The organism is Sulfitobacter sp. R18_1 (assembly GCF_017743915.1).
Taxonomy (GTDB): domain Bacteria; phylum Pseudomonadota; class Alphaproteobacteria; order Rhodobacterales; family Rhodobacteraceae; genus Sulfitobacter; species Sulfitobacter faviae.
This window is the reverse complement of the sequence record NZ_JAGHRG010000012.1, coordinates 101,904-122,816: the sequence shown is the minus strand read 5'-3', so window position 1 is coordinate 122,816 and position 20,913 is coordinate 101,904. Positions and strand designations below refer to the sequence as shown.

Here is a 20,913-nt window from a genome sequence, read left to right as displayed (position 1 = left end):
TAGCCCCAAAGATTTATCGATGTCAACTCTACCCGATGGGATAGGGCCGGTATTTTGTTGTCTTTCGTGATTTTAGATGAAAAACACGTTCCGAACTGCGTTCGGGCGGCCGAAATCGGCTACCCAAGTGGAATGCGAGGGGCCGGACAAATGGGCTTTGCTCGACCGGCTGACAACCGCGGCAGAGGCTTTTGAGCTGTCGCACCGCACTCTTACCGTATTGAAGGCTTTGCTGAGTTTCCTGCCAAGCCGGCATATTCCGGATGGTGCCGCGGGCATAGTATTTGCCTCAAACGCCCGGCTCTCTGAACGACTTAACGGTATGCCGGAGAGCACTCTGAGGCGGCATCTGGCGCAGTTGGTCCGCGTGGGCCTGATTGCGCGACATGATAGCCCTAACCGGAAGCGTTTTGCACGAAACCAAGGGGGTGCAATTGCGCTGGCCTTTGGGTTTGATCTTGCCCCCCTTGTCGTTCAGGCGGGAGTGATCGAGACGGCAGCTCAGGCCGCCGAGGCAGAGCAGGAGCGCTTGCAGGCGCTAAGGGACCGCGTTCTGGTCCTCCGACATGCGCTGATCAGGGAGGGTTACGGCGAGGGATTGGCTGATGAGGCGGGCCGGGTTCTGCGGCGCAAACCAGATGAAATGGCGTTGTCTCAGCTTGAGACGGCGATCCGAGTGGCACTTGAAAATGCCCGTGGAGAAGAACCTGTGGGCCAAACAGCACCCGTCCCCCCTGCCCCGCTAACGGATCAAATGAGCGCCAACGACGGTGAAAATGATCGGCACATACAGGATTCAGATAAATCCTATTTTGACTCTGAAGAGCGCGGCAAGGGCAATAAGAACCCGCGTACGGCTGACAAAGCCGAACCTGATTACTCAGAGAACGAAGAAGGCGTATCATTCGCAGATGTCGTAGATGCCTGCACAGAGGCTCGGAGCTTTTTCCCGGACGCGATGCGTAACTGGGGAGACCTTGTCCGGGTCGCAGACCGGATTGCGCCGATGCTGGGGATTGACCCGCCTGTGTTAAATGAGGCAAAACGAGACATGGGCGCGGAGAGCGCTGCGGTGACGGTGCTTTGCTTGCTTGAGAAAGCCGCGACGATCCGTAGCCCCGGAGCTTATCTGAGGCGTTTGACCCAAATGGCTCGAAATGGCGCGTTTTCCCTCGGTCCGATGGTCTCAGCCCTGTCAAACCGGCGAAATTGTCAGCTGACAATTTGAAAATGATAGGTTTTACAGTGGCTTAGGTTGACTTGCGCCTGGCAATTTAAGAAATCGGGCCTTCTATCGGGCAAAATCCCTCCATATGCTTCACCCTACTCGGCTCACCGGCTAACTTAGGTGAAGCTCTCCGGGAAAACCCATGACCTCTGTCCGCCTCCGCCTGCTTATCCTCGCGCTCACACCGCTCATTGTGCTGATGCCGCTTCTGTTGGTTCTGGGCATGTCACGCTGGACGGCGGATTATGACGAAGTCCTCATCGCGAATGTTGAAAGCGAGCTGAGGATCGCCAACCAGTATCTCGCGCGGTTGTTGGCGCAGACGGGGAATGAGTTGGACGCCGTCGCGGGGTCCGTCGAATTCGCCCGGCAGCTTGATAGCCCGGCGGCAGAGCAGGCGACTCTCTTTGCCGAGATACAGGACCGGCTCGGTTTGGACTTTCTACAGTTTCTCCCCATTGAGGCCGCCATCGAAGACGGAGAGGACTGGCCGGTGATCGCCCGCGCCGCGCGGGGTCAAAGCGGCGCGGAGATCGATGTATTCAGCAACGCACGGCTGACAAAGTTGAACGACGCCCTCGCGCTCCGCGCGCAGGTGCCGGTGATCGATACGCCCGCCGCCGTGCCCACGGACCGAAAGATCGAAGACCGCGGCATGGTAGTTCACGCCGCAAGCCCGGTTGATTTGGACGGCGCGCAGGGGGTCTTGGTCGGCGGGATGCTGTTGAACCGCAACCTCAACTTTATCGATACGATCAATGACCTCGTCTATCTCAACGCGGTGACCGGTGGGGACAGGCAGGGCACGGCGACGCTTTTCCTAGATGACCTGCGCATCTCGACCAATGTGCGCCTTTTCGAAGATGTGCGCGCCCTCGGCACGCGCGTCTCGGCAGAGGTGCGGGAGGCCGTGTTGATTGATGGGCGCACTTGGCTCGACCGGGCCTTCGTGGTGAACGATTGGTACATCTCTGGCTACCAGCCGATCACGGATAGTTTTGGCGAGCGGGTGGGGATGCTTTACGTCGGCTTCCTCGAAGCACCCTTTGCACAGGCGAAGCGGGAGGCCTTCTGGTGGATGTTGGCGGCGTTCTTTGCCGTGCTGGCGCTGTCGGCGCCGGTGTTCCTTTGGCTGGCGCGTGGTATCTTCTCGCCGCTTGAACGGATGACAAAAGTCATGCACCGGGTCGGCAAGGGGGAACTCTCGGCGCGGATCAGCGCGGTCCCCGCACGGGATGAGATCGGGGCGGTGGCGCATCACCTCGATTGGTTGCTGGAGCAGGTGCAGGAACGCGACCGGCAGTTGCGCAGCTGGAATGACGCCTTGAACCAGCGTGTCGATCAGCGCACTGCTGAACTGCGCGAGGCGAACGAGAAGCTGGAGCAGACCTTTCGCCAATTGGTGATGAGCGAGAAGCTCGCCTCCATCGGGGAAATCACCGCGGGGGTGGCGCATGAAATCAACAACCCCGTCGCGGTCATCATGGGCAATGTCGATGTCATCCGGGAGACGCTTGGCGCGGATGCAGAACCGGTGGCCACGGAACTCGGCTTAATCGACCGGCAGCTGTCACGGATCGAGGTCATCGTGGGCAAGTTGCTCAAGTTCGCCGCGCCATCCGAGTTTTCTGATTGTGAACATAATATTGCGCTGCGGCCCTTGGTACAGGACTGTCTCGTGCTGGTCGATCACCTCATCAGCCGGGGCGGCATCGAGGTGCATTGCGATCTGGACGAGGTGCCGCCAGTGCGTGCGGACTCCGGTGAAATTCAGCAGGTCGTGGTGAACCTTGTGGTCAATGCGGTGCAGGCGATGCAAGGGGCAGGGCGGTTGGCATTGTACCTCAGCCCTGAGAGCCGCGACGGCGTGGCCGGTGTGGCGTTGTCCGTGCATGACAGCGGCCCGGGGGTGCCTGAGGCGCTGCTCGGCTCGCTTTTCGATCCCTTCTTTACCACCAAACCGGGGGAGGGGACGGGCTTGGGCCTGTCGATCTCTCAGACGCTGATCCAGCGGGCCAGGGGGATCATCATGGTCCGCAATCGGGCGGAAGGGGGCGCGGCCTTTACCGTTTGGCTGCCGCAAGCCCCCGAGGATGCAAGCCCCCCTGACCACGCGTGATGCGCAGGGGGGCAGGGGGCTTTAGGCTGCCTTGCCGTCAAAACCCTCAAGATAGGCCACGAGGATGTCGAGTGCGGCTTGCAGGTCACCTTTCGACACCATCTCGGTCACCGTGTGGATGTAGCGGGTGCCGACCACGATCCCCACGGCCCGCGCGCCAGCGGCGGCTTGCTGCGCCGCAGCGCCGTCTTGTCCACCTGCGGCGAGCATGGTGCGTTGAAAGGGGATGTCGCGGGTCTCGGCCAGCTTTTCGATGTCGCGCACGAGGTCCACATCGGCGATGAAGCTGCTGTCGCGGACGTGCAGGCCAAAGCCTTTGCCGAGCCGCGTGGTCGAGAGATGCTCAGGCACGCCGGGTGTGTCACAGGCCAGCGTCGTGTCGATGCCAAGGCCGATGTCGGGCTGCACCTTATAGGCCGCCGTGCGCGCGCCGCGCAGACCGACTTCTTCCTGACAGGTGAAGGCCACATGAATCTCCGCGCCGCGCCCCTTGTCGGCCAGCTTGCGGATCGCCTCGATTCCCAGCCAGCAAGCCACGCGGTTGTCGAGCGCTTTGGAGACGAACTGCTCGCCCATCTCAAGGAAAGGCTCGTCCATGACGACGAAGTCACCGACCTTGACGATCTCCTTGGCCTTCTCGCCCAGCCCGAGGTCGACGAAAAATTCGGATACTTCGGGGATCTTCTTGCGGTCTTCGGGGGAGGAGATGTGAATGGGCTTGCCGCCGGGGTTCATCACGCCCTTCAGATCGCCCTGATCGGTGCAGACCAGCACCCGGCGCGAGAAGAGGTTGCGCGGATCGAAACCGCCGACGGGCTGGAGGTAGAGGAACCCGTCTTTCGACACATGGCTGACCAGAAAGCCGATCTCGTCCATATGGCAGAGCAGCATGATCTTGGGCGCCTTGCCATCGCCCGCCGTCGCATCCCGGCGGCAGAGGAGGGAGCCCATCGCGTCGGTCTCCACATGGTCGAACAGCCCTTCGATCTCACGGGTGATCAGATCGCGCACGCGGTGTTCGCGCCCCGGAACGCCGGGGGTTTCGCAAAGGTCTTTGAGTAGGTCGATGTTCATGCTGGCCTCATCCTTGGTGATTTGGCCGCACTATCGCGCCGCGCCTGCCGAAGTGCAAACAGGCGCGGCGCGATGAGGCTGAGAGGGCAGGGGGCTACATCTGACCCGGCAGGAACAGCACCAGCGCGGGGAAGACGAGCAGCAGGATCAGCCGCAGGATATCGACAAGCCAGAACGGGGTGACGCCGCGAAAGATCGTACCGGTGGAAACATCGCCGACCACGCCTTTGAGGACAAAGACATTGAGGCCCACAGGCGGGGTGATCAGGCTGATCTCGGTCACCACAACGACGATGATGCCGAACCACACCGGATCGAAGCCAAGGCTTGTGACCAGCGGGAAGAAGATCGGAACCGTCAGCAGCAGCATCGACATGCTCTCGAAAATGCAGCCGAGCGCGATGTAGATCAGAAGGATCAGCCCCATCACCACCCAAGGCCCGAGGTCGAGCGCGGTGACGGTGGCCAGCAGCCCTTCGGGCAGCCCCGCGAGGTTCACGAAGTTGGAGAAGATCCACGCCCCGATCAGCACCGAGAAGAGCGAGGCGGAGGTGAGCGTCGTCTCCTCCAGCACTTCACGCAGGCCGCGCCAACTCAGCCCCCCGCGCGCCCAAGCGATGAGGAAGGCCCCCGCCGCCCCCATGCCTGCGGCCTCGGTCGGGGAGAAGGCGAGGTGGATCGGCCAGAAGTCCAAGACCCCATAGAGCCCGCCGATGACCAACGCGAAAAGCGCCAGCACCGACCAGACGTGATTGAGCGCGCGCAGCCGCTCGCCCCAAGTCGCACGGGGGCCAGCGGGGCCGGCCTCGGGGTTCATGGCGACGGAAAAGCGCACCGCGCAGAGATAGAGCAGGATGCCAAGCGCCCCCGGCACGATGCCCGCGATGAACAGCGCGCCGATCGAGGTCTCGGTCAGCAAGCCATAGATCACGAGGATCACCGAGGGCGGGATCAGGATGCCGAGCGTGCCCCCGGCGGCGATGGAGGCGGTCGAGAGGCTGTCGGAATAGCCGTATTTGCGCATCTCCGGCATGGCGACTTTGGACATCGTGGCGGCGGTGGCGAGCGATGAGCCGCAGATCGCCGCGAAGCCTCCGCAAGCGACGATGGTGGCCATGGCCAGACCACCCCGGAAGTGGCCCAAAAAGGCGTTGGACACTTGGTAAAGCTCGCGGCTGATCCCGCCTTTGTTGACGAAAAGCCCCATCAAGATGAAGAGCGGGATCACCGACAGCCCGTAGTCTTGGCTGGTGTCGATGATCAGCCGCGACACCATGGAGATCGACGCGCGGTAGCTGGTCTCATAGACCAGCCCGATCATCCCGACGAGGCCCATGGCAAAGGCAATCGGCAAGCGCAGCAAGACGAGGACGAAAACGGCGGCAAAGCCGATGGCAGAGGCGATCATGTGGCAGGGTCCAGAAGTTGCGGCGCAAAGAGGCGCAGAAGCCCGCGCAGGATCAGCACGACAGCGGTGAGATAGGTCATCACCGCGATGAACATGCCGATGTAGAAGGTAGGGATTTCAAGATATTCGGTCACGTCGCCATAGCTAAGCGCGCGGTAGGCGAGGTCGACGACCCGCCCCGCCGGAAACCACAGCATCACCCCGCAGCCCAGCGTCACCAGCCCGTCGCGCCAGCGTTGCAGCCCCCAGTTTTCAAAGGGGCGGTCCAAGAGATCGGCGGCGATATGCCCTTCGCGGCCCGACAGGACCGGCAGAGCAGAGAAAACGATCAGCGCGATGCCGATGCGGATCAGCTCGGTTGCAGCTTCGATGGGCGCGTTGAAGACCGACCGCATGATGACATCGGCAAAGGTCAGCACCATCAGCGCGAAAAGCGCGAGAGAGGCCATCGTCATCGGCAGGGCCGAGAGGGCGGTGGTGAGGCGGATCAAAGAGCGCATGGCGGTTCCCTGGCTGGGGGCCGACCGCTGCTGCGACCGGCCCCTTTGGCGGTGGGGGTTACTGGCTGGCGTTCGCCATTTCCTCACGCATCATCTCATAGGCGGCCTGCCCATCGACACCGGCCTCGTCGAGCTCTGCGATCACCTTGTCGCGCACTTTGGCGGCCATCTCGGCAAAGCGGGCTTGATCCTCTTCAGAGGCGGTGACGATCTTGTTGTCGCCTGCGGCTTCGGTCGCCTCACGCGCGTCCACGTCGCTTTGATCCCAGACGGCACCCATCATACGGCTCGCCGTCTCGCCAAAAACTTCGCTGTCGAGCTTTTGCTGTACGTCTTCGGGCAAGCTGTCAAAGGTCTCTTGGCTCATGATGACCGAGAAGGAACCACGGTAAAAACCGCCGGGCATTTCATAGACGTTCTTGGCGACTTCGTTCAGCTTGAAGCTGATCCGCTCGCCCATGTTCATCGCCACCGCGTCAGCGGCACCGGAATCGAGGGTCTCGTAAACCTTGGGCGCGGGCACCTGAATGCCGACGAGGCCAAGCTCCGCCCCCACATCCGCCGAGACACCACCGCCGAGGCGGGTTTTCAGCCCTTGCAGATCGTCGAGGGTGTTCACCTCTTTGTTGGAGTGGATTTGCCCCGGGCCGTGGGTTGTGAGCGCGATCACCTTCACGCCGCGGTGCTCGTCCAATTCAGACAGCATCGCCTCATGCACGCGCCAATGGGCGACCGATGCGGCCTCGGCATTGCCTTCGTAGCCGGGGATTTCGACCAGTTTCGTCCCGACGAAACGACCGGGCGTGTAGCCGTGGAACAGAATGGCGATATCGGCGGCCCCGTCCAGCAGCAGGTCCATCTGCGCGGGCGGCGGGGCGAGGCCGTTTTTCAACTCAGTCTCGATTAGCCCATCGCTGGCCTCGGCCATCATGTCGGTCAGCTGGGTGAACATGCCGGTGTTGACCGGGTGGCTTGGCGGCAGCCATGTGGAAATGGTCAGCGTCTCGGCGGCGAAAGCGCCGGTCGCGGTGCAGAGCGCAAGCGCACTCGTCGTGAGAAACTTGGTGAATTTGGTCATTTTGGGCTCCTCCCCATACCGTTCGATATGCCTTGGCGGGGTTCTCCCAAACCCGTATCGCCAAGTATATGCTTTTTCATGTATTCACATTTACAGCACGATTGGAACCATTTTTTGCGCCCGGGGCAAGGGCGCTGATCAGCCGCGAAGATCGCCCGTGTCATCCAAAGCGGCGAGCAGCGATTTCAGCGCGGGCTTCAACTGCGCCCCCTCATTGCCCTTCAGCATTTCCATCAAGGCCGCCTCATGGCGGCGCGCTTGCGGCACCAGTTCGGCGGCCAGCGCGCGGCCCGCGTCGGTCAGATATACCCGCACGCGGCGGCCATCGGCGGGGTCGCTGCGGCGAAGCAGCAGGCCGCGTTCCTCCATCTGGGCGATGATCCGTGTGAGGCGGGATTGTTCGGCCAGCGCCCGGCGCGCGAGCTGCGTGATCATCGCGCCATCGGTGTCCGACAGGCAGGCCAACACGCGCCATTCCGGCACCCGCAGCCCCGCCTTGCGCACCTGCGCGTGGAACTGCGCGCTTGCCACATCGCTGGCCGCCGCCAAGAGATACAGCAGGTAATCCGAGACGAATCCCCCCTCCTGACCCGTCTCCTTTTGGGCGGTTGCATCGGTCTTTTGCTGCGTCACACCAGTTAACCCTTTGATGGAAAGAGGGCTCCTTGCGCCTCGGCCTCCCTAAATGGCGGGCAAATTCGCGCTTGGCAAGAAAACCCTTGACCGAAACTATATGAAAAATCATATTGTTTGGCAGGGGAGGACATCACATGTCGAAGATCAACGCCATCGTGCGCAGGGTCACAGCGCTGACCGATCGCATCAGCGAATTCGAGATTGCAGCCGCCGACAGCAGCCCGTTGCCGAACTGGGATGCCGGGGCGCATGTGCTTTTCGATCTGCCCGATGGCGACAGCCGCGCCTATTCCCTGATCACCTTCGATCCGATCCCCGAGGGCCCCGAAAGCTACCGCATCGCTGTCCAGCGTGAACCCGAGGGCAAGGGCGGCTCGACCCATATGCACGGGCTGAAACCGGGGGCAGAGATTACCTGCGCGGCGCCGAAGAACGATTTCCCCCTGTCCCCGGACGCGCCCGCCGTGCTGCTGGCGGGGGGGATTGGCATCACGCCGATGATCTCGATGGCGGCGACGCTCAAGGCCGCGGCGCAGGACTTCACCTTTCACTATACGGGCCGCAGCGCGCCCGTCATGGCCTACCGCGATGCCCTGCGCGACAATTTCGGCGATGCGCTGCATCTGCATTGCGATGATGACGCCACGGCGCTGGATCTCGGCGCGGTGATCGACAGCCTCGGGGCCCATGCGCATCTCTATGTCTGCGGCCCCAAAGGGTTGATCGACGCGGCCAAGACCAAAGCCGAAGGCACGGGCATCGCCGCCAAGCGCATCCACTTCGAACTCTTCGACGCGCCACAGGAGCAAGAGGGCGACAGTGCCTTCGAGGTCGAAGTCGCCTCAAGCGGAGAGGTTTTCACCATCCCCCCCGGCCAGTCGATCATCGACGTGCTGGAGGCGGGCGGTGTCGATGTCATGTACGACTGCCAGCGCGGCGATTGCGGCATCTGCCAATGCGATGTGCTCAGCGGCACCCCCGATCACCGCGACGTGGTCCTGTCCGAGGCCGAGCGCGCGGCGGGCAATGTCATGCAAATCTGCGTCAGCCGCGCGAAATCTCCGCGCCTTGTGCTCGACATCTGAGGGAGGAACTCATGGGACGTTACGACAGCCCGGCGGCCTTGGCCGCCCTCGTGCAGCCACATCAGGTGCACCGCGATATCTACACCGACCCAGAGGTGTTCCAGCAGGAGATGACGCATCTCTTCGCCAATGCTTGGGTCTTTGTCGGCCATGAAAGCCAGACCCCGAACAAGGGCGATTATTTCAGCACCCATATCGGCACCCAGCCCGTCATTCAGGTGCGCCATTCGACGGGGGACATCCATGTCCTGCTGAACCGCTGCCCCCACAAAGGCACCAAGATCGTGATCGACCGGCAAGGCAACACCGGCAAATTCTTCCGCTGTCCCTATCACGCATGGAGCTTCAAGACCGATGGCTGCCTTTTGGCGATCCCGCTCAAGAAGGGCTACCAGAACACCGGGCTGGAAGGTACCGACAGCGGCAAGGGGATGCGCAGCGTCGGCGATGTAAAAAACTACCGCGGCTTCATCTTTGCGCGGCTGGCCGAAGAGGGTATGAGCTTTGAAGAGTTCTTTGGCGAAAGCCTGTCCTCGCTCGACAATATGGTTGACCGCTCCCCCGCCGGGCGGCTCGAAGTGGTCGGCCCGCCGCTGCGCTATATGCACCATTGCAACTGGAAGATGCTGGTCGAAAACCAGACCGACACCTGCCACCCGATGGTGGCGCATGAAAGCTCTGCCGGGACAGCGGTGAAGCTCTACGAAGAGTTGGGCCTGCCCGAGGACGCGCCCAAACCCCCCGCGATGGAGATCATCGCCCCCTTCATGTCGCCTTACGATTTCTTCGAAGGGATGGGCATCCGCACATGGCCCAACGGGCATGGGCACACTGGCGTAAACCACTCTATCCACTCGGATTATTCCGCCATCCCCGGTTATTTCGAAGCGCTCTGCGACAGCTACGGAGAGGAGAAAGCCAAGGCGATCCTCGATGAGAACCGCCACAACACGGTCTATTTCCCCAACATCATGATCAAGGGGCCGATCCAGCAATTGCGGGTTTTCATCCCCATCGCCGCCGACCGGACCGTGGTGGAAAGCTACATCTACCGCCTTGTCGACGCACCCGATGAGCTGACCGCCCGCACCGCGATGTACAACCGCATGATCAACGCGCCCACCTCCATCGTCGGCCATGACGATCTGGAGATGTACGAGCGCGCGCAGGAAGGGCTGACGGTCGACGGGCTGGAATGGGTGAACATCCAGCGCCTGATCGAAGAGGACGAAGACTTCGAGGTCGAAGCGGTCGAAAACGGCACCACCGAACGCCAGATGCGCAACCAATTCCACGCATGGGTCAAGTTCATGACCATGGGCCAAAAGACGGAGGCGGCGGAATGAGTGTGACGCGCGAAAGCCTCATCGACTTCATCTATGACGAAGTGCGCATGTTGGACGAGGGGCGCTATACCGAATGGCTCGACCTCTGGCTGCCGGATGGGCATTATTGGATGCCGTTGGACTATCAACAGAAAGACCCGATCAACGAGACCTCGTTGATGTATGAGGATATGTTCATGCTCAAGCTGCGCGTCGAACGTCTGAACGGGGCGCGCACCTTTAGCCAGAAACCCAAAAGCCGGTGTCACCATGTGATCCAGCGGCCCTTCGTAGATGAAATGGATACGGAGGCAGGGCGTTTTGTCACGACCACCTTCATACACTACGTCGAGACGCGGCTGGATGAGCAGCAGTTGCTCGCCGTCACCGCGCGGCATGAGTTGGCGCTGGTCGAGGGGCGTCTCCGCATCGCCAACAAACGGGTCGATATCGTGAATTGCGACGCGGCCTTCCGCAACATCCAGTTGCTGCCATGATCGGGGCAGAGACTAAGACGGTCTTCGCGGCCTTTGAAGACACCGCCGCGCGGCACCCCGAACGGGGTTTCCTGAATGTCCTCCCGGAAACGGCGCACATCTACGGCATCGCGGCGGGGGAGGTGACTTATGCCGAAGCCGCGCGCGAGGTTGCGACCCTGCGCAAGCGCATCTCGGCGGCGGGTTATCTGCCCGGCCAACGTGTCATGCTGCTGATGGAGAACCGCCCGGCCTTCTTCCTCTGGTGGCTCGCGCTGAACGGTCTGGGCCTGTCGGTCGTGCCGGTGAACCCCGATCTGCGTGCGGCGGAGTTGAGCTATATGATCGACCATGCCGAGCCGGTCTTGGCCGTGGCGATACCCGCGCGCGGCGACGACCTGCGCGCCGCGGCACGGCAAGCGGGACGCGACATGCCGGTGATCGCGCCGGAGGATTCCTTGCCCGCACCCGCAACGCTTGAGACCATCGCGGCACGGCGAGGCGGGGGAGAGGAGGCCGAGGCCGCATTGCTCTACACCTCGGGCACCACCGGCCAGCCCAAAGGCTGCATTCTGACCAACACCTATTTCCTAGATGCCGGACGCTGGTACGCCGACACCGGCGGGCTTTGCGCCCTCTCGCAAGACGGCGAGCGGATGATCACGCCGCTGCCGATCTTCCACATGAACGCGATGGCCTATTCCTTCATGGCGATGATCGCAGTGGGCGGCTGCCTGACCGCGCTCGACCGCTTCCACCCCCGCAGTTGGTGGGCCTCGGTCCGGGCCTCGGGGGCGACCTGTCTGCACTACCTTGGCGTCATGCCGTCGATGCTCATGGGGGCGGAAGCAAGCGAAGCCGACCGCGACCATGCCGTGCGCTTTGGCTTCGGCGCGGGGGTGGACCCGAAACTGCACGCCGCCTTCGAGGCGCGTTTCGGTTTTCCGTTGGTCGAGGCTTGGGCCATGACCGAAACCGGCGCGGGGGCGGTGATCTGCGCTAACCGCGAACCGCGCCGCGTGGGCGAAAGCTGCCTCGGCGCGCCCGAAGGGGGGCTGGAGGTTCGGCTGCTCGACGATGCCGGGCAAGAGGCCGATCAAGGCGAATTGCTGGTGCGCCGCGCCGGTGCCGACCCGCGGCGCGGGTTCTTTGCGGGCTATTTCAAGAACGCCGAAGCCACGGATAAGGCTTGGGCGGGCGGTTGGTTCCACACCGGCGACATCGTGCGCCGTGCCCCCGATGGCGCGATGTATTTCGTCGACCGGAAGAAAAACGTGATCCGCCGCTCGGGCGAAAACATCGCGGCGGTCGAGGTGGAATCGACCCTGATGCGCCACCCTGCCGTGGCCAGCGCCGCCGTGGCCGCCGTGCCTGACGCGGTGCGCGGGGATGAGGTTTTCGCCTGTATCGTGCCGAAGGACGCCGGTGCTGACCCTGCCGTCTTGGCCCGTGAAATCACCGAATGGTGCCTGACCCAACTTGCCTATTACAAAGCCCCCGGTTTCATCGCCTTTGTCGAGGCGCTGCCGCTGACGGCGACGCAGAAACTGCAACGCGGGGTGCTGAAAACGCTGGCCGCCGATCTGCTGGACGATCCCGCCACGCAAGACCTGCGCGGGATGAAGAAACGGACGGCGGCATGAGGCGCTGGGGCTATGACGGCGTCGTCCTCGCGGCGCCTACCTCGGTGCCCTATGCGCGCTATAGCAATGAGACCGCCCATTGGTGGATCGCCCGCGCGCTGCGCGTGATGCTGGGCAAGGCCGGGATCGCGCCGGGCGCGCTGGACGGTTTCTCGGTCTCCAGCTTCTCGCTCGCGCCGGACACGCCGGTCGGGCTGACCCAGCATTTGGGGCTCAGCCCGCGTTGGCTTGATACCGTGCCGACGGGCGGGGCCAGTGGGGTCATCGCGCTGCGCCGCGCGGCGCGGGCGGTGCAGGCGGGCGATGTCGACGTGGTGGCCTGCGTGGCGGGGGACGCGAACCGGATCGACAGCTTTCGCACTCTGCTTAGCGGCTTTTCGCGTTTCTCGATGGATGCGACCTTTCCCTATGGTTTCGGCGGCCCGAACGCGAGTTTTGCCCTGCTGATGGACCGCTACATGCAGGAACACGGCGCCACGCGAGAGGACTTTGGCCAAATCGCCGTGGCGCAACGAGCCAATGCGCTCTGCTATCCCGATGCGCTGATGAAAACGCCGCTGACCCTCGACCAATACCTTGATGCGCGCATGATCTCAGACCCCATCGCGTTGTTCGACTGCGTCATGCCTTGCGCCGGGGCCGAGGCGTTTTTGGTCATGCGCGAGGACGAGGCCCTGCGCCGCGACCTGCCCTTCGCGCGGATCAGCGGCACCATCGAGCGGCACAACGCCTACCCCGAAGACCCGATGCAACTGCGCGGCGGCTGGGGCGTGGATATCGGTGAGCTCTACGAGATGGCGGGCCATGGGCCTGAGGGGGTCGATCTGCTGCAAACCTATGACGACTACCCGGTGATCTCGGTGATGCAATTCGAAGACCTCGGGTTCTGCGCCAAGGGGGAGGGGGCCGCCTTTGCGCGGCGGCGAGATCTGACGATCCACGGCGATTTCCCCCACAACACCTCGGGCGGGCAGTTGTCGGTCGGCCAAGCCGGGGCCGCGGGCGGCTATCTGGGGCTGGTCGAGGCGATCCGGCAGGTGACCGGGCTGGCCGAGGGCACACAAGTGACCAACGCCCGGCGGGCCTTGGTCTCGGGCTTTGGCATGATCAACTATGACCGGGGCGTCTGCTCTGCCGCGGCGATCATCGAAGGGGGCGGGGCATGACCGAACCCTTGACGCCGCCCCGAAAGAAGAACCCGCAAAAGCGCAGCAGGGTGCCGACGCTGCCGCCCGCGCAGCGCTCGCGCGCGGCCCTCGGCCTTGCCATTGCCGCAGGGCGGGGCACCTTCGCTTTGCAACACTGCGCCGATTGCGGAGCGGTGCAATACCCCCCGCGCGATGCCTGCTGCAAATGCCTGTCCGTCGCGTTGGACTGGCGCGAGACGGACCGCGCGGGCGAGGTTTTGGCCGAAACCACGATCCGCGTCTCGCCCGACCCGTATTTTCGTGAGCGGCTGCCCTGGCGCATCGGCACGGTGCAACTGGCCGCGGGGCCGGTGGCGGTGTGCCATCTGCATTGCGAAGTCGGGCGCGGTGATGCGGTGCGGCTGGCGTTGAAACTGGACCGGGCCGGGCAGGGGGTCATGGTGGCCCTGCCGCGAGAGGGAAGCGAATTGATGCAAGACGATCCAATGCTGCGCGAAATGTCGAGCGATCCGAAACACCGGCGGGTGTTGATCACCGATGCCCGCTCGCCCTTGGCCCTGCCGCTGGCCCAAGCGCTCCTGAGGGCAGGTGCGGCGGAAGTATTCGTGGGCGAGCCGGAACATTGGCGTCGGTGGGAAGGCCGCGCGGCCTTCGAGGGGATGGAGAGCGTCAGCCTGATCCCGCTTGATGTCACCGATGGGGCCTCCGTCTCGCGCCTCGCGGCAGAGATCGGTGGCAAGGTCGACATCCTGATCAACACAGCCCAATTCATCCGCCCCGGCGGGGTGCTGGGCAGTGACACGGTCTTTGCCCGCGAGGGGATGGAGACCAATGTGCTGGGCCTGATGCGATTGGCGCAGGGCTTTGGCCCCGCGATGGCCGCGCGCACGGCAGATGGGGTTAATGCGGCGGTGGCTTGGGTCAATCTCCTCTCGGTCGGGGCCTTGGCGCCCGAGGCGGGTTTCGGTGGGTTCGATGCCTCCCAAGCGGCGGCGCGGTCGCTCAGCCAGACGATGCGGGCGGAGTTTGCCGGATCGGGGCTGCGGGTGATGAATGTCTACACCGGCCCCGTCGATGACGAATGGCACCAACCTCTGCCGCCGCCCAAAGTCGCCCCCCGCGCGCTGGCGCGGACAGTGGTGCGCGGGCTGGTCGACGGGTTGGAAGAGGTCGCCTGCGGTGACGTGGCTCAGGACGCGCTGGCCCGCTGGCTGGACAATCCGGCCTTGATGGAACGCGAAACGCGAGGGGGCGGCGCATGAGCAATGCAATCACGACACTGGCCGAAGCACTGGCAAGCGGTGCAGCAAAGGTCGTTGATCTGACCCATAGGCTCGACCCGGACTTCCCGGTCATCGTCCTGCCGCCAGAGTTCGGCCAATGCGCGCGGTTCCGGATGGAGGAGGTCTCGGCCTATGATCACCGCGGCCCGGCGTGGAAGTGGCATAACCTCACGCTAAACGAACACACCGGCACCCATTTCGACGCGCCCATTCACTGGGTCTCTGGCAAGGACGTGGCCCATGGCGCGGTGGATGAAATCCCGCCCGAAGCCTTCATCGGCCCGGTCGTGGTGATCGACTGCTCGGCGGGGGCGGCGCAGAACGACGACTTTGAGCTGACGCCCGAGATCATCCGCGATTGGGAGGCCCAGCACGGGCCGATCCCCCCCGACGTTTGGGTGCTGATGCGCACCGATTGGTCGAAACGCAGCGGCGCGGATTACCTCAATATGCGCGAGGATGGCGCCCATTCGCCCGGCCCCACACCCGCCGCCATCGAACTGCTGCTAGAGCGCGGCATTCGCGGCTTTGGCACGGAAACGGTCGGCACCGACGCGGGGCAGGGGATGCATTACGACCCGCCCTTCCCGGCGCATTACCTGCTGCATGGGGCAGGCAAATACGGGCTGCAATGCCTGTGCAACCTCGACCAACTGCCGCCCACCGGGGCCATGCTGATCGCACCGCCGCTCAAGATCAAAGGCGGCACCGGCAGCCCCTTGCGGGTGCTGGCACTGATACCGGGAGAGAGGCCATGACCGAATACACCGCCGTCATCACCGGGGGCAGCAAGGGCATCGGCGCCGATCTGGCGCAGCGCCTGCTGGAGCGCGGCTATCGCGTGATCTCGATCGCCCGAGGCAAGCCGGAGTGGGAGGCGGAGGGCTGCGAGCATATCGAAGCCGACCTGCTCGACCCCGCCTCCGTCGCCGCCGTTGCCGCCGACATCGCCGCACGCCATGAGGTGACCCATCTGGTGCATAACGCGGGGCTGATCTGGCCCAATCTGGTTGAGGAGGCCAAGCCCGAAGACATCACCGGCCTTGCCCAACTGCACCTCGGTTCGGCCCTGACGCTTCTGCAAGCCTTCCTGCCCGCCATGAAGGAACGCGGCTTTGGCCGGGTGATGTTCAACGCATCTCGTGCCGCCTTGGGCGCGCCGACCCGCACCGCCTATTCAGCCTCGAAAGCAGGGATGATCGGCATGGCGCGCACATGGGCGCTGGAGCTTGCGCCGCATGGCGTCACCGTCAATGTGGTGGCCCCCGGCCCGGTGCAGACGGATAACTTCTGGGGCATCATCCCGAAAGAAAGCGACCGCGAAGCGGCGCTGGCCAAACGCATCCCCATGGGGCGGTTGGGGCAGGTGGGGGATGTGACCAACGCCTTCCTCTTCTTTTGCGATCCGGCCAGCAGTTTCGTCACCGGCCAGACGCTTTTCGTCTGCGGCGGGTCGAGCATCGGGACGCTGACGCTCTGACCCCTCGGGCTTAACCCTTTCGGAAATGCTGCACCAATTCAGGGACATAGGCATCGCCCGCGCCCTTTTCGACGACTTTGGAAAGGGCGCGATAGACGCCATCGGCAATCTCGACCTGCGCGCCCGCTTGGGCGGACATCTGGCGGTAATAGTCGAAATCCTTCAGCGCATTGCTGATCGCGAAGGGCAGCGCTTCACGGTCGCCGCTGGTGATGAAGGGTGACAGCCGGTCCAGCGCGACACTGGCACCGCCGCCGCCCGCCAAGACATCCACGAAGCTCTGCGGATCGATCCCCGCATCCGCCGATTGCGCAGCCGCCTCGGCCAGCAGAGACATGAAGCCGACCGAGACATAGTTGTGCAGCAGTTTCAGCCGATGGCCCGCGCTGACTTCGCCCACATGTTTGACCTCCTCGGTGAAGGCAGCGAGGACGGGAGAGACCTTTTCGACCACCGCAGCGTCCCCCCCGACCAGCAGGTTCAGCTTCCCCTCATGGGCGAATTGCGCGGTGCGGGTCATTGGCGCATCGACAAAATCGCCCCCCGCCGCCTTGACCGCCTCGGCCATTTTTACCGTCGAGGCCGGCAGGGAGGTGGAGCAATCGACCACAACCGCGCCGGGCTTCAGCCCCGCGATGACGCCGCCTTCGCCAGTCAGGATACCTTCGACCTGCGGCGAGCCGGTGACACAAAGGATAATCACATCGGACGCGGCGGCCAGATCGCGCAGGCTGTCAAAGGCCGTGGCCCCCAGACCGTCCAACTCATCCGTCGGCTGGTTGCCGGGATGGTCGAAATAGCCAAGCGCAAAACCCCCGCGCCGCATCACGTTGCGGGCAATTCCGTGGCCCATCAGGCCGACACCGATCATACCGATTTTCATGGATTTTCCTTCGCTTGCCACCGCCACCCCTGCGCGCGGTTCCCTTGGGGAAAGTTCTAGCGATCCACCCGGCACGGTGCAACGCGACAGGCCGGGATTTTCTTGCCCAAACAGGGCTTTGTATATTTGAAACCGACAATTCGATTGATAGGAATGGCGCATTAATGGAATGAGGCTGAAATGACTTTGACCCGCGACCCCCACCAGATTGCCGAAACGCTTTACCACGGGCAGTTCTGCCCGATGTTCATCGATGGTCAGGACGTGCCCGCCTACTCCGGCGCAGTGATCGAGGTGACCGATCCCGCCTCTGGCCGCAAGCTGGCGGAAGTGCCGCGCGGCGGGGCGCGGGATGTCGATCTGGCCGTGGATGCCGCGCGCCGGGCCTTCGAGGGGGTCTGGTCCACCTTCACCCCCTACGACCGGCAGGAGGTGCTGTTGCGCATCGCCGATGTGATGGAGCGGGATTGGGAGAAGCTCTGCATCTCCGACACCGCCGACATGGGGTTGCCGCTGGCACGGACGCTCGGGAACAAGCGGCGGGTGATCGGGATGCTGCGCTTCTACGCCGGCCAAGCGGTAGCGCTGCATGGCGACGTGATCGAAAACTCGATCTCGCAATCGATGCTGTCCTTCACCACCCGCGAGCCGGTCGGCGTGGTAGGCGCGATCATCCCTTGGAACGCCCCGACCGCCGCCTCGATCTGGAAGATCGCCCCGGCGCTGGCCACCGGCTGCACCGTGGTATTGAAGCCCTCCGAAGACGCGCCGCTGACGCCCTTGATGATCGCGAAGTTGATGCAAGAGGCAGGCGTGCCCGATGGGGTGGTCAACGTGGTCACCGGCACGGGCCGCGAAGCAGGCGCGCGTCTGGCCGAACATGAGGACGTGAACAAAGTGGTCTTCACCGGTTCGACCGCCACGGGCAAGACCATCGCCCGTGCAGGCGTTGAGAACCTCAAGCGGATCACGTTGGAGTTGGGCGGGAAATCTCCGCTGATCATCTGCAAGGATGCTGACATCGACAAGGCGGTGCCTGTCGCGGCGATGGCGGTCTACGCGCATTCGGGGCAGATCTGCATCGCAGGCTCGCGGCTGTTCGTGGCGCGCGAAATTCAGGATGAGTTCATCGAGAAACTGGCCGCCTTCGCACGGGGGCTGAAGATCGGGCATGGGCTGGATGAGGGCACGGACCTCGGCCCGCTGATTAACCGCGTGCAGGCTGAAAAGGTCGAGGGCTATATCGCTGCGGGCAAAGCCGAAGGCGCGCGGCTGGTCACCGGCGGCGCACGGCCCGAGGGCGCGGACTATGAAGGCGGCAACTTTCTTGAGCCGGTGATCTTTGCCGATGTGACCGACGACATGACCATCGCGCGGGAAGAGATTTTCGGCCCCGTGATCTCGGTCCTGCCTTTCGACACGATGGAAGAGGTGATCGCGCGGGCCAATGCCACGCCCTACGGGCTGGCGGCGGGCATCTTTACCCGCGATCTAAGCACGGCGCACCGCACGGTGAAGCGGCTGAAGGCGGGCTCGGTCTGGGTGAACATGTACCACGCAATCGACCCGGCGGTGCCGTTCGGCGGGCTCAAGATGTCGGGCTATGGCAAGGAAGGCGGCGTGGAGCACCTGCAGGCGTATTTGGATACCAAGGCGGTTTGGATTCAGACCGAGTAGGGAAACGCGAACGGCAACGCCGCCCGGTCTGATGCCGGGCGGTAACCTGTTAAAAACCGCTGACCTTCGGCAGCCATGTCGAAATCGCCGGCACAAAGGTCAGCAGCATCAACACGACAAAATTCGCCAGAAAGAACGGCGGCATCTCACGGATCAGCGCCGCAGGGCGCAGGTTCACCGCCGAAGACACCACGAAAATCAGGCTCCCCACCGGCGGCGTCGTCAGGCCGAGCGTCAGGTTCACGATCACCACAATCGCAAAATGATCCGGCGCGATGCCAAGCGCATGGCTGATCGGCGCCAAGATCGGCACCAAGATCATCACGCCCGGCAGCGGGTCCATGAACAGGCCAAAGAGAAGCAGCAGCACGTTAACCGCCAAGAGGAACAGGATCGGCGACAGCTCCCATGCGATGATCGTCTCGGCCAGAAATTGCGGCACGCCTTCGATCACCAGAACCCACGCAAAGGCCCGCGCAGCGCCAAGGATCAACAAAACGGCGGACGAAATCAGCGCGGCGCGCAGGATCAGCCCCGGCAGGTCACGCAAGCGCAGCGCGCGGTAGACGAAAAACCCGCAGAAGAGGGCATAGAACACCGCGATGACCGACGCTTCGGTGGGCGTGAAAATACCGCCCCGGATGCCGCCGACGATCAGCACGATCAGCCCAAGTGCCGGCAGCGCCATAAAGGTATTGTGCCACATCTGCGCCCGCTCGGGGCGCGCATCTGCGCTGCGATAGTCGCGTTTCCAACTGACCCAACCGTTGGCGGCAAGACTGCCACAGGCCAGCAAAAGCCCCGGAATGACACCGGCCATAAACAGCGACCCGACCGAGACTTCCTGATCCTGAAGCGCATAGATGATCATCACGATCGACGGCGGAATGATCGGCCCCACCACCGCCGAGGAAATCGTCAGCGCCCCGGCGTAGGAGCGGTCATAGCCACCTTTTTCCATCATTCGGATCATCATCGCCCCCGGTCCCGCCGCATCGGCCAAGGCCGAGCCGGAAATGCCCGCGAACATGGTCGAAGAAATCACATTGGCATAGCCCAACCCCCCGCGCAGATGGCCCACGAACTGCGCGGCAAAGCGCAAAAGCGTGTGGGTGATCGCGCCGCCGGTCATGATCTCGGCGGCGAGGATGAAGAAGGGCACAGCCAAAAGCGGAAAGCTGTCGAGGCCGGAAAACATCTCTTTGACAACGACGATCTGCGGATAGGAACTGCCCAGACCGATGGCGGCGAAGACGGAAATGGCCATGGCAAAGGCGACGGGCAGCCCCAGCACCATAAGCACGAAAAGCGAGATGAAGAGGATCTCAGCCATTGGCGGCTCCCGGCATGTTCTCGGTCTGACCTTCGGGCTGGTGATAACGGCCCGCCATGATGAAGGGCCGCGCGATCAGCAACAGATGTACGATCAGCAGCGTGAAGCCGACTGGCATGGCGGCATAGACATAGCGAAACGACAGGCGCATCGCCGGGGTCATTTGATACTGTGCGCGCTGCATGTAGTCCCAGCCGACCTTGACCATGAAAGCAAAGAAGAACAGCAAAATCAAAACGATGACCCCGCGCAGGATGCGCTGCATTCGGGTGTTCATCACGTCATGCAGATTGGTAATGGCCACATGGCCGCCCTGCCGCAGGGCAAGGCCAGCCCCCAGAAAGGCCATCCAAATCATCAGGTAACGGGCGGATTCATCGGACCACGACAGCGAATGGTTGGTGCTGAACCGCAGGGCGACATTGGCCCCCACGACCAAGACCATCCCCGTCAAACAGGCGATCACCACGGCGGCGTTCACCCTGACGAATAGCTGTTCCAATCTGCGCATGGTTTCCCTCCCGTGCAAAACGGCCG

General features: G+C 63.3%; 19 protein-coding genes. 11 read left to right on the top strand and 8 right to left on the bottom strand.

Annotated elements, in window-relative coordinates:
• The first annotated feature begins 76 nt into the window (after positions 1-76).
• Together repC and J7392_RS20650 are read left to right on the top strand one after the other, a co-directional pair.
• Positions 77-1,228, top strand: coding sequence for a plasmid replication protein RepC (repC, locus tag J7392_RS20655; protein ID WP_209219210.1), 1,152 nt, complete (start codon positions 77-79; stop codon positions 1,226-1,228).
• Positions 1,229-1,370: 142 nt separating this feature from the next.
• Positions 1,371-3,347, top strand: coding sequence for a cache domain-containing protein (locus tag J7392_RS20650; protein WP_209219209.1), 1,977 nt, complete (start codon positions 1,371-1,373; stop codon positions 3,345-3,347).
• 21 nt (positions 3,348-3,368) lie between these two features.
• Here the strand turns inward: J7392_RS20650 and J7392_RS20645 are convergent, their stop codons facing one another.
• The 5 genes from J7392_RS20645 to J7392_RS20625 form a co-directional block, all read right to left on the bottom strand.
• Positions 3,369-4,421: a M20/M25/M40 family metallo-hydrolase gene (locus J7392_RS20645; protein WP_209219208.1), complete on the bottom strand. Its 1,053-nt coding sequence runs from the start codon at positions 4,419-4,421 to the stop codon at positions 3,369-3,371.
• A 94-nt stretch (positions 4,422-4,515) separates the two neighbouring features.
• Positions 4,516-5,829 (bottom strand): TRAP transporter large permease, encoded by a 1,314-nt coding sequence (locus J7392_RS20640; RefSeq protein WP_067266538.1) that lies wholly within the window; start codon positions 5,827-5,829, stop codon positions 4,516-4,518.
• Complete coding sequence (locus tag J7392_RS20635) at positions 5,826-6,329, bottom strand: TRAP transporter small permease subunit (RefSeq protein WP_067266537.1); 504 nt, start codon at positions 6,327-6,329, stop codon at positions 5,826-5,828. Before J7392_RS20635 ends, J7392_RS20640 begins: the two co-directional genes overlap by 4 nt.
• Before the next feature lie 58 nt (positions 6,330-6,387).
• Positions 6,388-7,407: a TRAP transporter substrate-binding protein gene (locus J7392_RS20630; RefSeq protein WP_209219207.1), complete on the bottom strand. Its 1,020-nt coding sequence runs from the start codon at positions 7,405-7,407 to the stop codon at positions 6,388-6,390.
• Between the two features lie 138 nt (positions 7,408-7,545).
• Positions 7,546-8,040, bottom strand: a complete 495-nt coding sequence (locus J7392_RS20625) for a MarR family transcriptional regulator (protein ID WP_067266533.1) — start codon at positions 8,038-8,040, stop codon at positions 7,546-7,548.
• 137 nt (positions 8,041-8,177) lie between these two features.
• Here J7392_RS20625 and J7392_RS20620 point away from each other — a divergent pair, with 137 nt between their 5' ends.
• Genes J7392_RS20620 through J7392_RS20585 form a run of 8 tightly spaced genes read left to right on the top strand, consistent with a single transcriptional unit; the run spans position 8,178 to position 16,483 of the window.
• Positions 8,178-9,128: a PDR/VanB family oxidoreductase gene (locus J7392_RS20620; protein WP_209219206.1), complete on the top strand. Its 951-nt coding sequence runs from the start codon at positions 8,178-8,180 to the stop codon at positions 9,126-9,128.
• 11 nt (positions 9,129-9,139) lie between these two features.
• On the top strand, positions 9,140-10,474 hold the full coding sequence (locus tag J7392_RS20615) for an aromatic ring-hydroxylating dioxygenase subunit alpha (protein ID WP_209219205.1): 1,335 nt from the start codon (positions 9,140-9,142) through the stop codon (positions 10,472-10,474).
• Entirely contained in the window at positions 10,471-10,950 is a 480-nt protein-coding gene (locus tag J7392_RS20610) for an aromatic-ring-hydroxylating dioxygenase subunit beta (protein WP_209219204.1), read from the top strand. The genes J7392_RS20615 and J7392_RS20610 overlap by 4 nt, the downstream gene beginning before the upstream one ends.
• Positions 10,947-12,572: an AMP-binding protein gene (locus J7392_RS20605; protein WP_209219203.1), complete on the top strand. Its 1,626-nt coding sequence runs from the start codon at positions 10,947-10,949 to the stop codon at positions 12,570-12,572. Before J7392_RS20610 ends, J7392_RS20605 begins: the two co-directional genes overlap by 4 nt.
• Positions 12,569-13,738: a thiolase family protein gene (locus J7392_RS20600; protein WP_209219202.1), complete on the top strand. Its 1,170-nt coding sequence runs from the start codon at positions 12,569-12,571 to the stop codon at positions 13,736-13,738. The genes J7392_RS20605 and J7392_RS20600 overlap by 4 nt, the downstream gene beginning before the upstream one ends.
• Positions 13,735-14,982, top strand: coding sequence for an SDR family NAD(P)-dependent oxidoreductase (locus J7392_RS20595; protein WP_209219201.1), 1,248 nt, complete (start codon positions 13,735-13,737; stop codon positions 14,980-14,982). Before J7392_RS20600 ends, J7392_RS20595 begins: the two co-directional genes overlap by 4 nt.
• Entirely contained in the window at positions 14,979-15,761 is a 783-nt protein-coding gene (locus J7392_RS20590; protein WP_209219200.1) for a cyclase family protein, read from the top strand. Before J7392_RS20595 ends, J7392_RS20590 begins: the two co-directional genes overlap by 4 nt.
• The gene (locus tag J7392_RS20585) at positions 15,758-16,483 is read left to right on the top strand and encodes an SDR family oxidoreductase (protein ID WP_209219199.1); all 726 of its coding nucleotides are present in this window, start codon (positions 15,758-15,760) and stop codon (positions 16,481-16,483) included. Before J7392_RS20590 ends, J7392_RS20585 begins: the two co-directional genes overlap by 4 nt.
• A 10-nt stretch (positions 16,484-16,493) precedes the next feature.
• Here J7392_RS20585 and J7392_RS20580 read toward each other — a convergent pair whose 3' ends face one another.
• Entirely contained in the window at positions 16,494-17,366 is an 873-nt protein-coding gene (locus tag J7392_RS20580) for an NAD(P)-dependent oxidoreductase (RefSeq protein WP_209219198.1), read from the bottom strand.
• A gap of 180 nt (positions 17,367-17,546) precedes the next feature.
• Here J7392_RS20580 and J7392_RS20575 point away from each other — a divergent pair, with 180 nt between their 5' ends.
• Positions 17,547-19,043: an aldehyde dehydrogenase gene (locus tag J7392_RS20575; protein ID WP_209219197.1), complete on the top strand. Its 1,497-nt coding sequence runs from the start codon at positions 17,547-17,549 to the stop codon at positions 19,041-19,043.
• 49 nt (positions 19,044-19,092) lie between these two features.
• Here J7392_RS20575 and J7392_RS20570 read toward each other — a convergent pair whose 3' ends face one another.
• Together J7392_RS20570 and J7392_RS20565 are read right to left on the bottom strand one after the other, a co-directional pair.
• Positions 19,093-20,376, bottom strand: coding sequence for a TRAP transporter large permease (locus J7392_RS20570; RefSeq protein WP_209219196.1), 1,284 nt, complete (start codon positions 20,374-20,376; stop codon positions 19,093-19,095).
• Positions 20,369-20,887 carry a TRAP transporter small permease gene (locus J7392_RS20565; protein WP_209219195.1) on the bottom strand — a complete coding sequence of 173 codons (519 nt, stop codon included), beginning with the start codon at positions 20,885-20,887 and terminating at the stop codon, positions 20,369-20,371. Before J7392_RS20565 ends, J7392_RS20570 begins: the two co-directional genes overlap by 8 nt.
• Between the last annotated feature and the right edge of the window lie 26 nt (positions 20,888-20,913).

Excerpts from the sequence above, each read along its gene's own strand:
- J7392_RS20565 (WP_209219195.1), bottom strand. The coding sequence starts at position 20,887 with ATGCGCAGATTGGAACAGCTATTCGTCAGGGTGAACGCCGCCGTGGTG.
- J7392_RS20610 (WP_209219204.1), top strand. The coding sequence starts at position 10,471 with ATGAGTGTGACGCGCGAAAGCCTCATCGACTTCATCTATGACGAAGTG.
- J7392_RS20640 (WP_067266538.1), bottom strand. The coding sequence starts at position 5,829 with ATGATCGCCTCTGCCATCGGCTTTGCCGCCGTTTTCGTCCTCGTCTTG.
- J7392_RS20645 (WP_209219208.1), bottom strand. The coding sequence starts at position 4,421 with ATGAACATCGACCTACTCAAAGACCTTTGCGAAACCCCCGGCGTTCCG.
- J7392_RS20620 (WP_209219206.1), top strand. The coding sequence starts at position 8,178 with ATGTCGAAGATCAACGCCATCGTGCGCAGGGTCACAGCGCTGACCGAT.
- J7392_RS20595 (WP_209219201.1), top strand. The coding sequence starts at position 13,735 with ATGACCGAACCCTTGACGCCGCCCCGAAAGAAGAACCCGCAAAAGCGC.
- J7392_RS20615 (WP_209219205.1), top strand. The coding sequence starts at position 9,140 with ATGGGACGTTACGACAGCCCGGCGGCCTTGGCCGCCCTCGTGCAGCCA.
- J7392_RS20630 (WP_209219207.1), bottom strand. The coding sequence starts at position 7,407 with ATGACCAAATTCACCAAGTTTCTCACGACGAGTGCGCTTGCGCTCTGC.
- J7392_RS20590 (WP_209219200.1), top strand. The coding sequence starts at position 14,979 with ATGAGCAATGCAATCACGACACTGGCCGAAGCACTGGCAAGCGGTGCA.
- J7392_RS20650 (WP_209219209.1), top strand. The coding sequence starts at position 1,371 with ATGACCTCTGTCCGCCTCCGCCTGCTTATCCTCGCGCTCACACCGCTC.
- J7392_RS20570 (WP_209219196.1), bottom strand. The coding sequence starts at position 20,376 with ATGGCTGAGATCCTCTTCATCTCGCTTTTCGTGCTTATGGTGCTGGGG.
- repC (WP_209219210.1), top strand. The coding sequence starts at position 77 with ATGAAAAACACGTTCCGAACTGCGTTCGGGCGGCCGAAATCGGCTACC.
- J7392_RS20605 (WP_209219203.1), top strand. The coding sequence starts at position 10,947 with ATGATCGGGGCAGAGACTAAGACGGTCTTCGCGGCCTTTGAAGACACC.
- J7392_RS20635 (WP_067266537.1), bottom strand. The coding sequence starts at position 6,329 with ATGCGCTCTTTGATCCGCCTCACCACCGCCCTCTCGGCCCTGCCGATG.
- J7392_RS20575 (WP_209219197.1), top strand. The coding sequence starts at position 17,547 with ATGACTTTGACCCGCGACCCCCACCAGATTGCCGAAACGCTTTACCAC.
- J7392_RS20585 (WP_209219199.1), top strand. The coding sequence starts at position 15,758 with ATGACCGAATACACCGCCGTCATCACCGGGGGCAGCAAGGGCATCGGC.
- J7392_RS20600 (WP_209219202.1), top strand. The coding sequence starts at position 12,569 with ATGAGGCGCTGGGGCTATGACGGCGTCGTCCTCGCGGCGCCTACCTCG.
- J7392_RS20580 (WP_209219198.1), bottom strand. The coding sequence starts at position 17,366 with ATGAAAATCGGTATGATCGGTGTCGGCCTGATGGGCCACGGAATTGCC.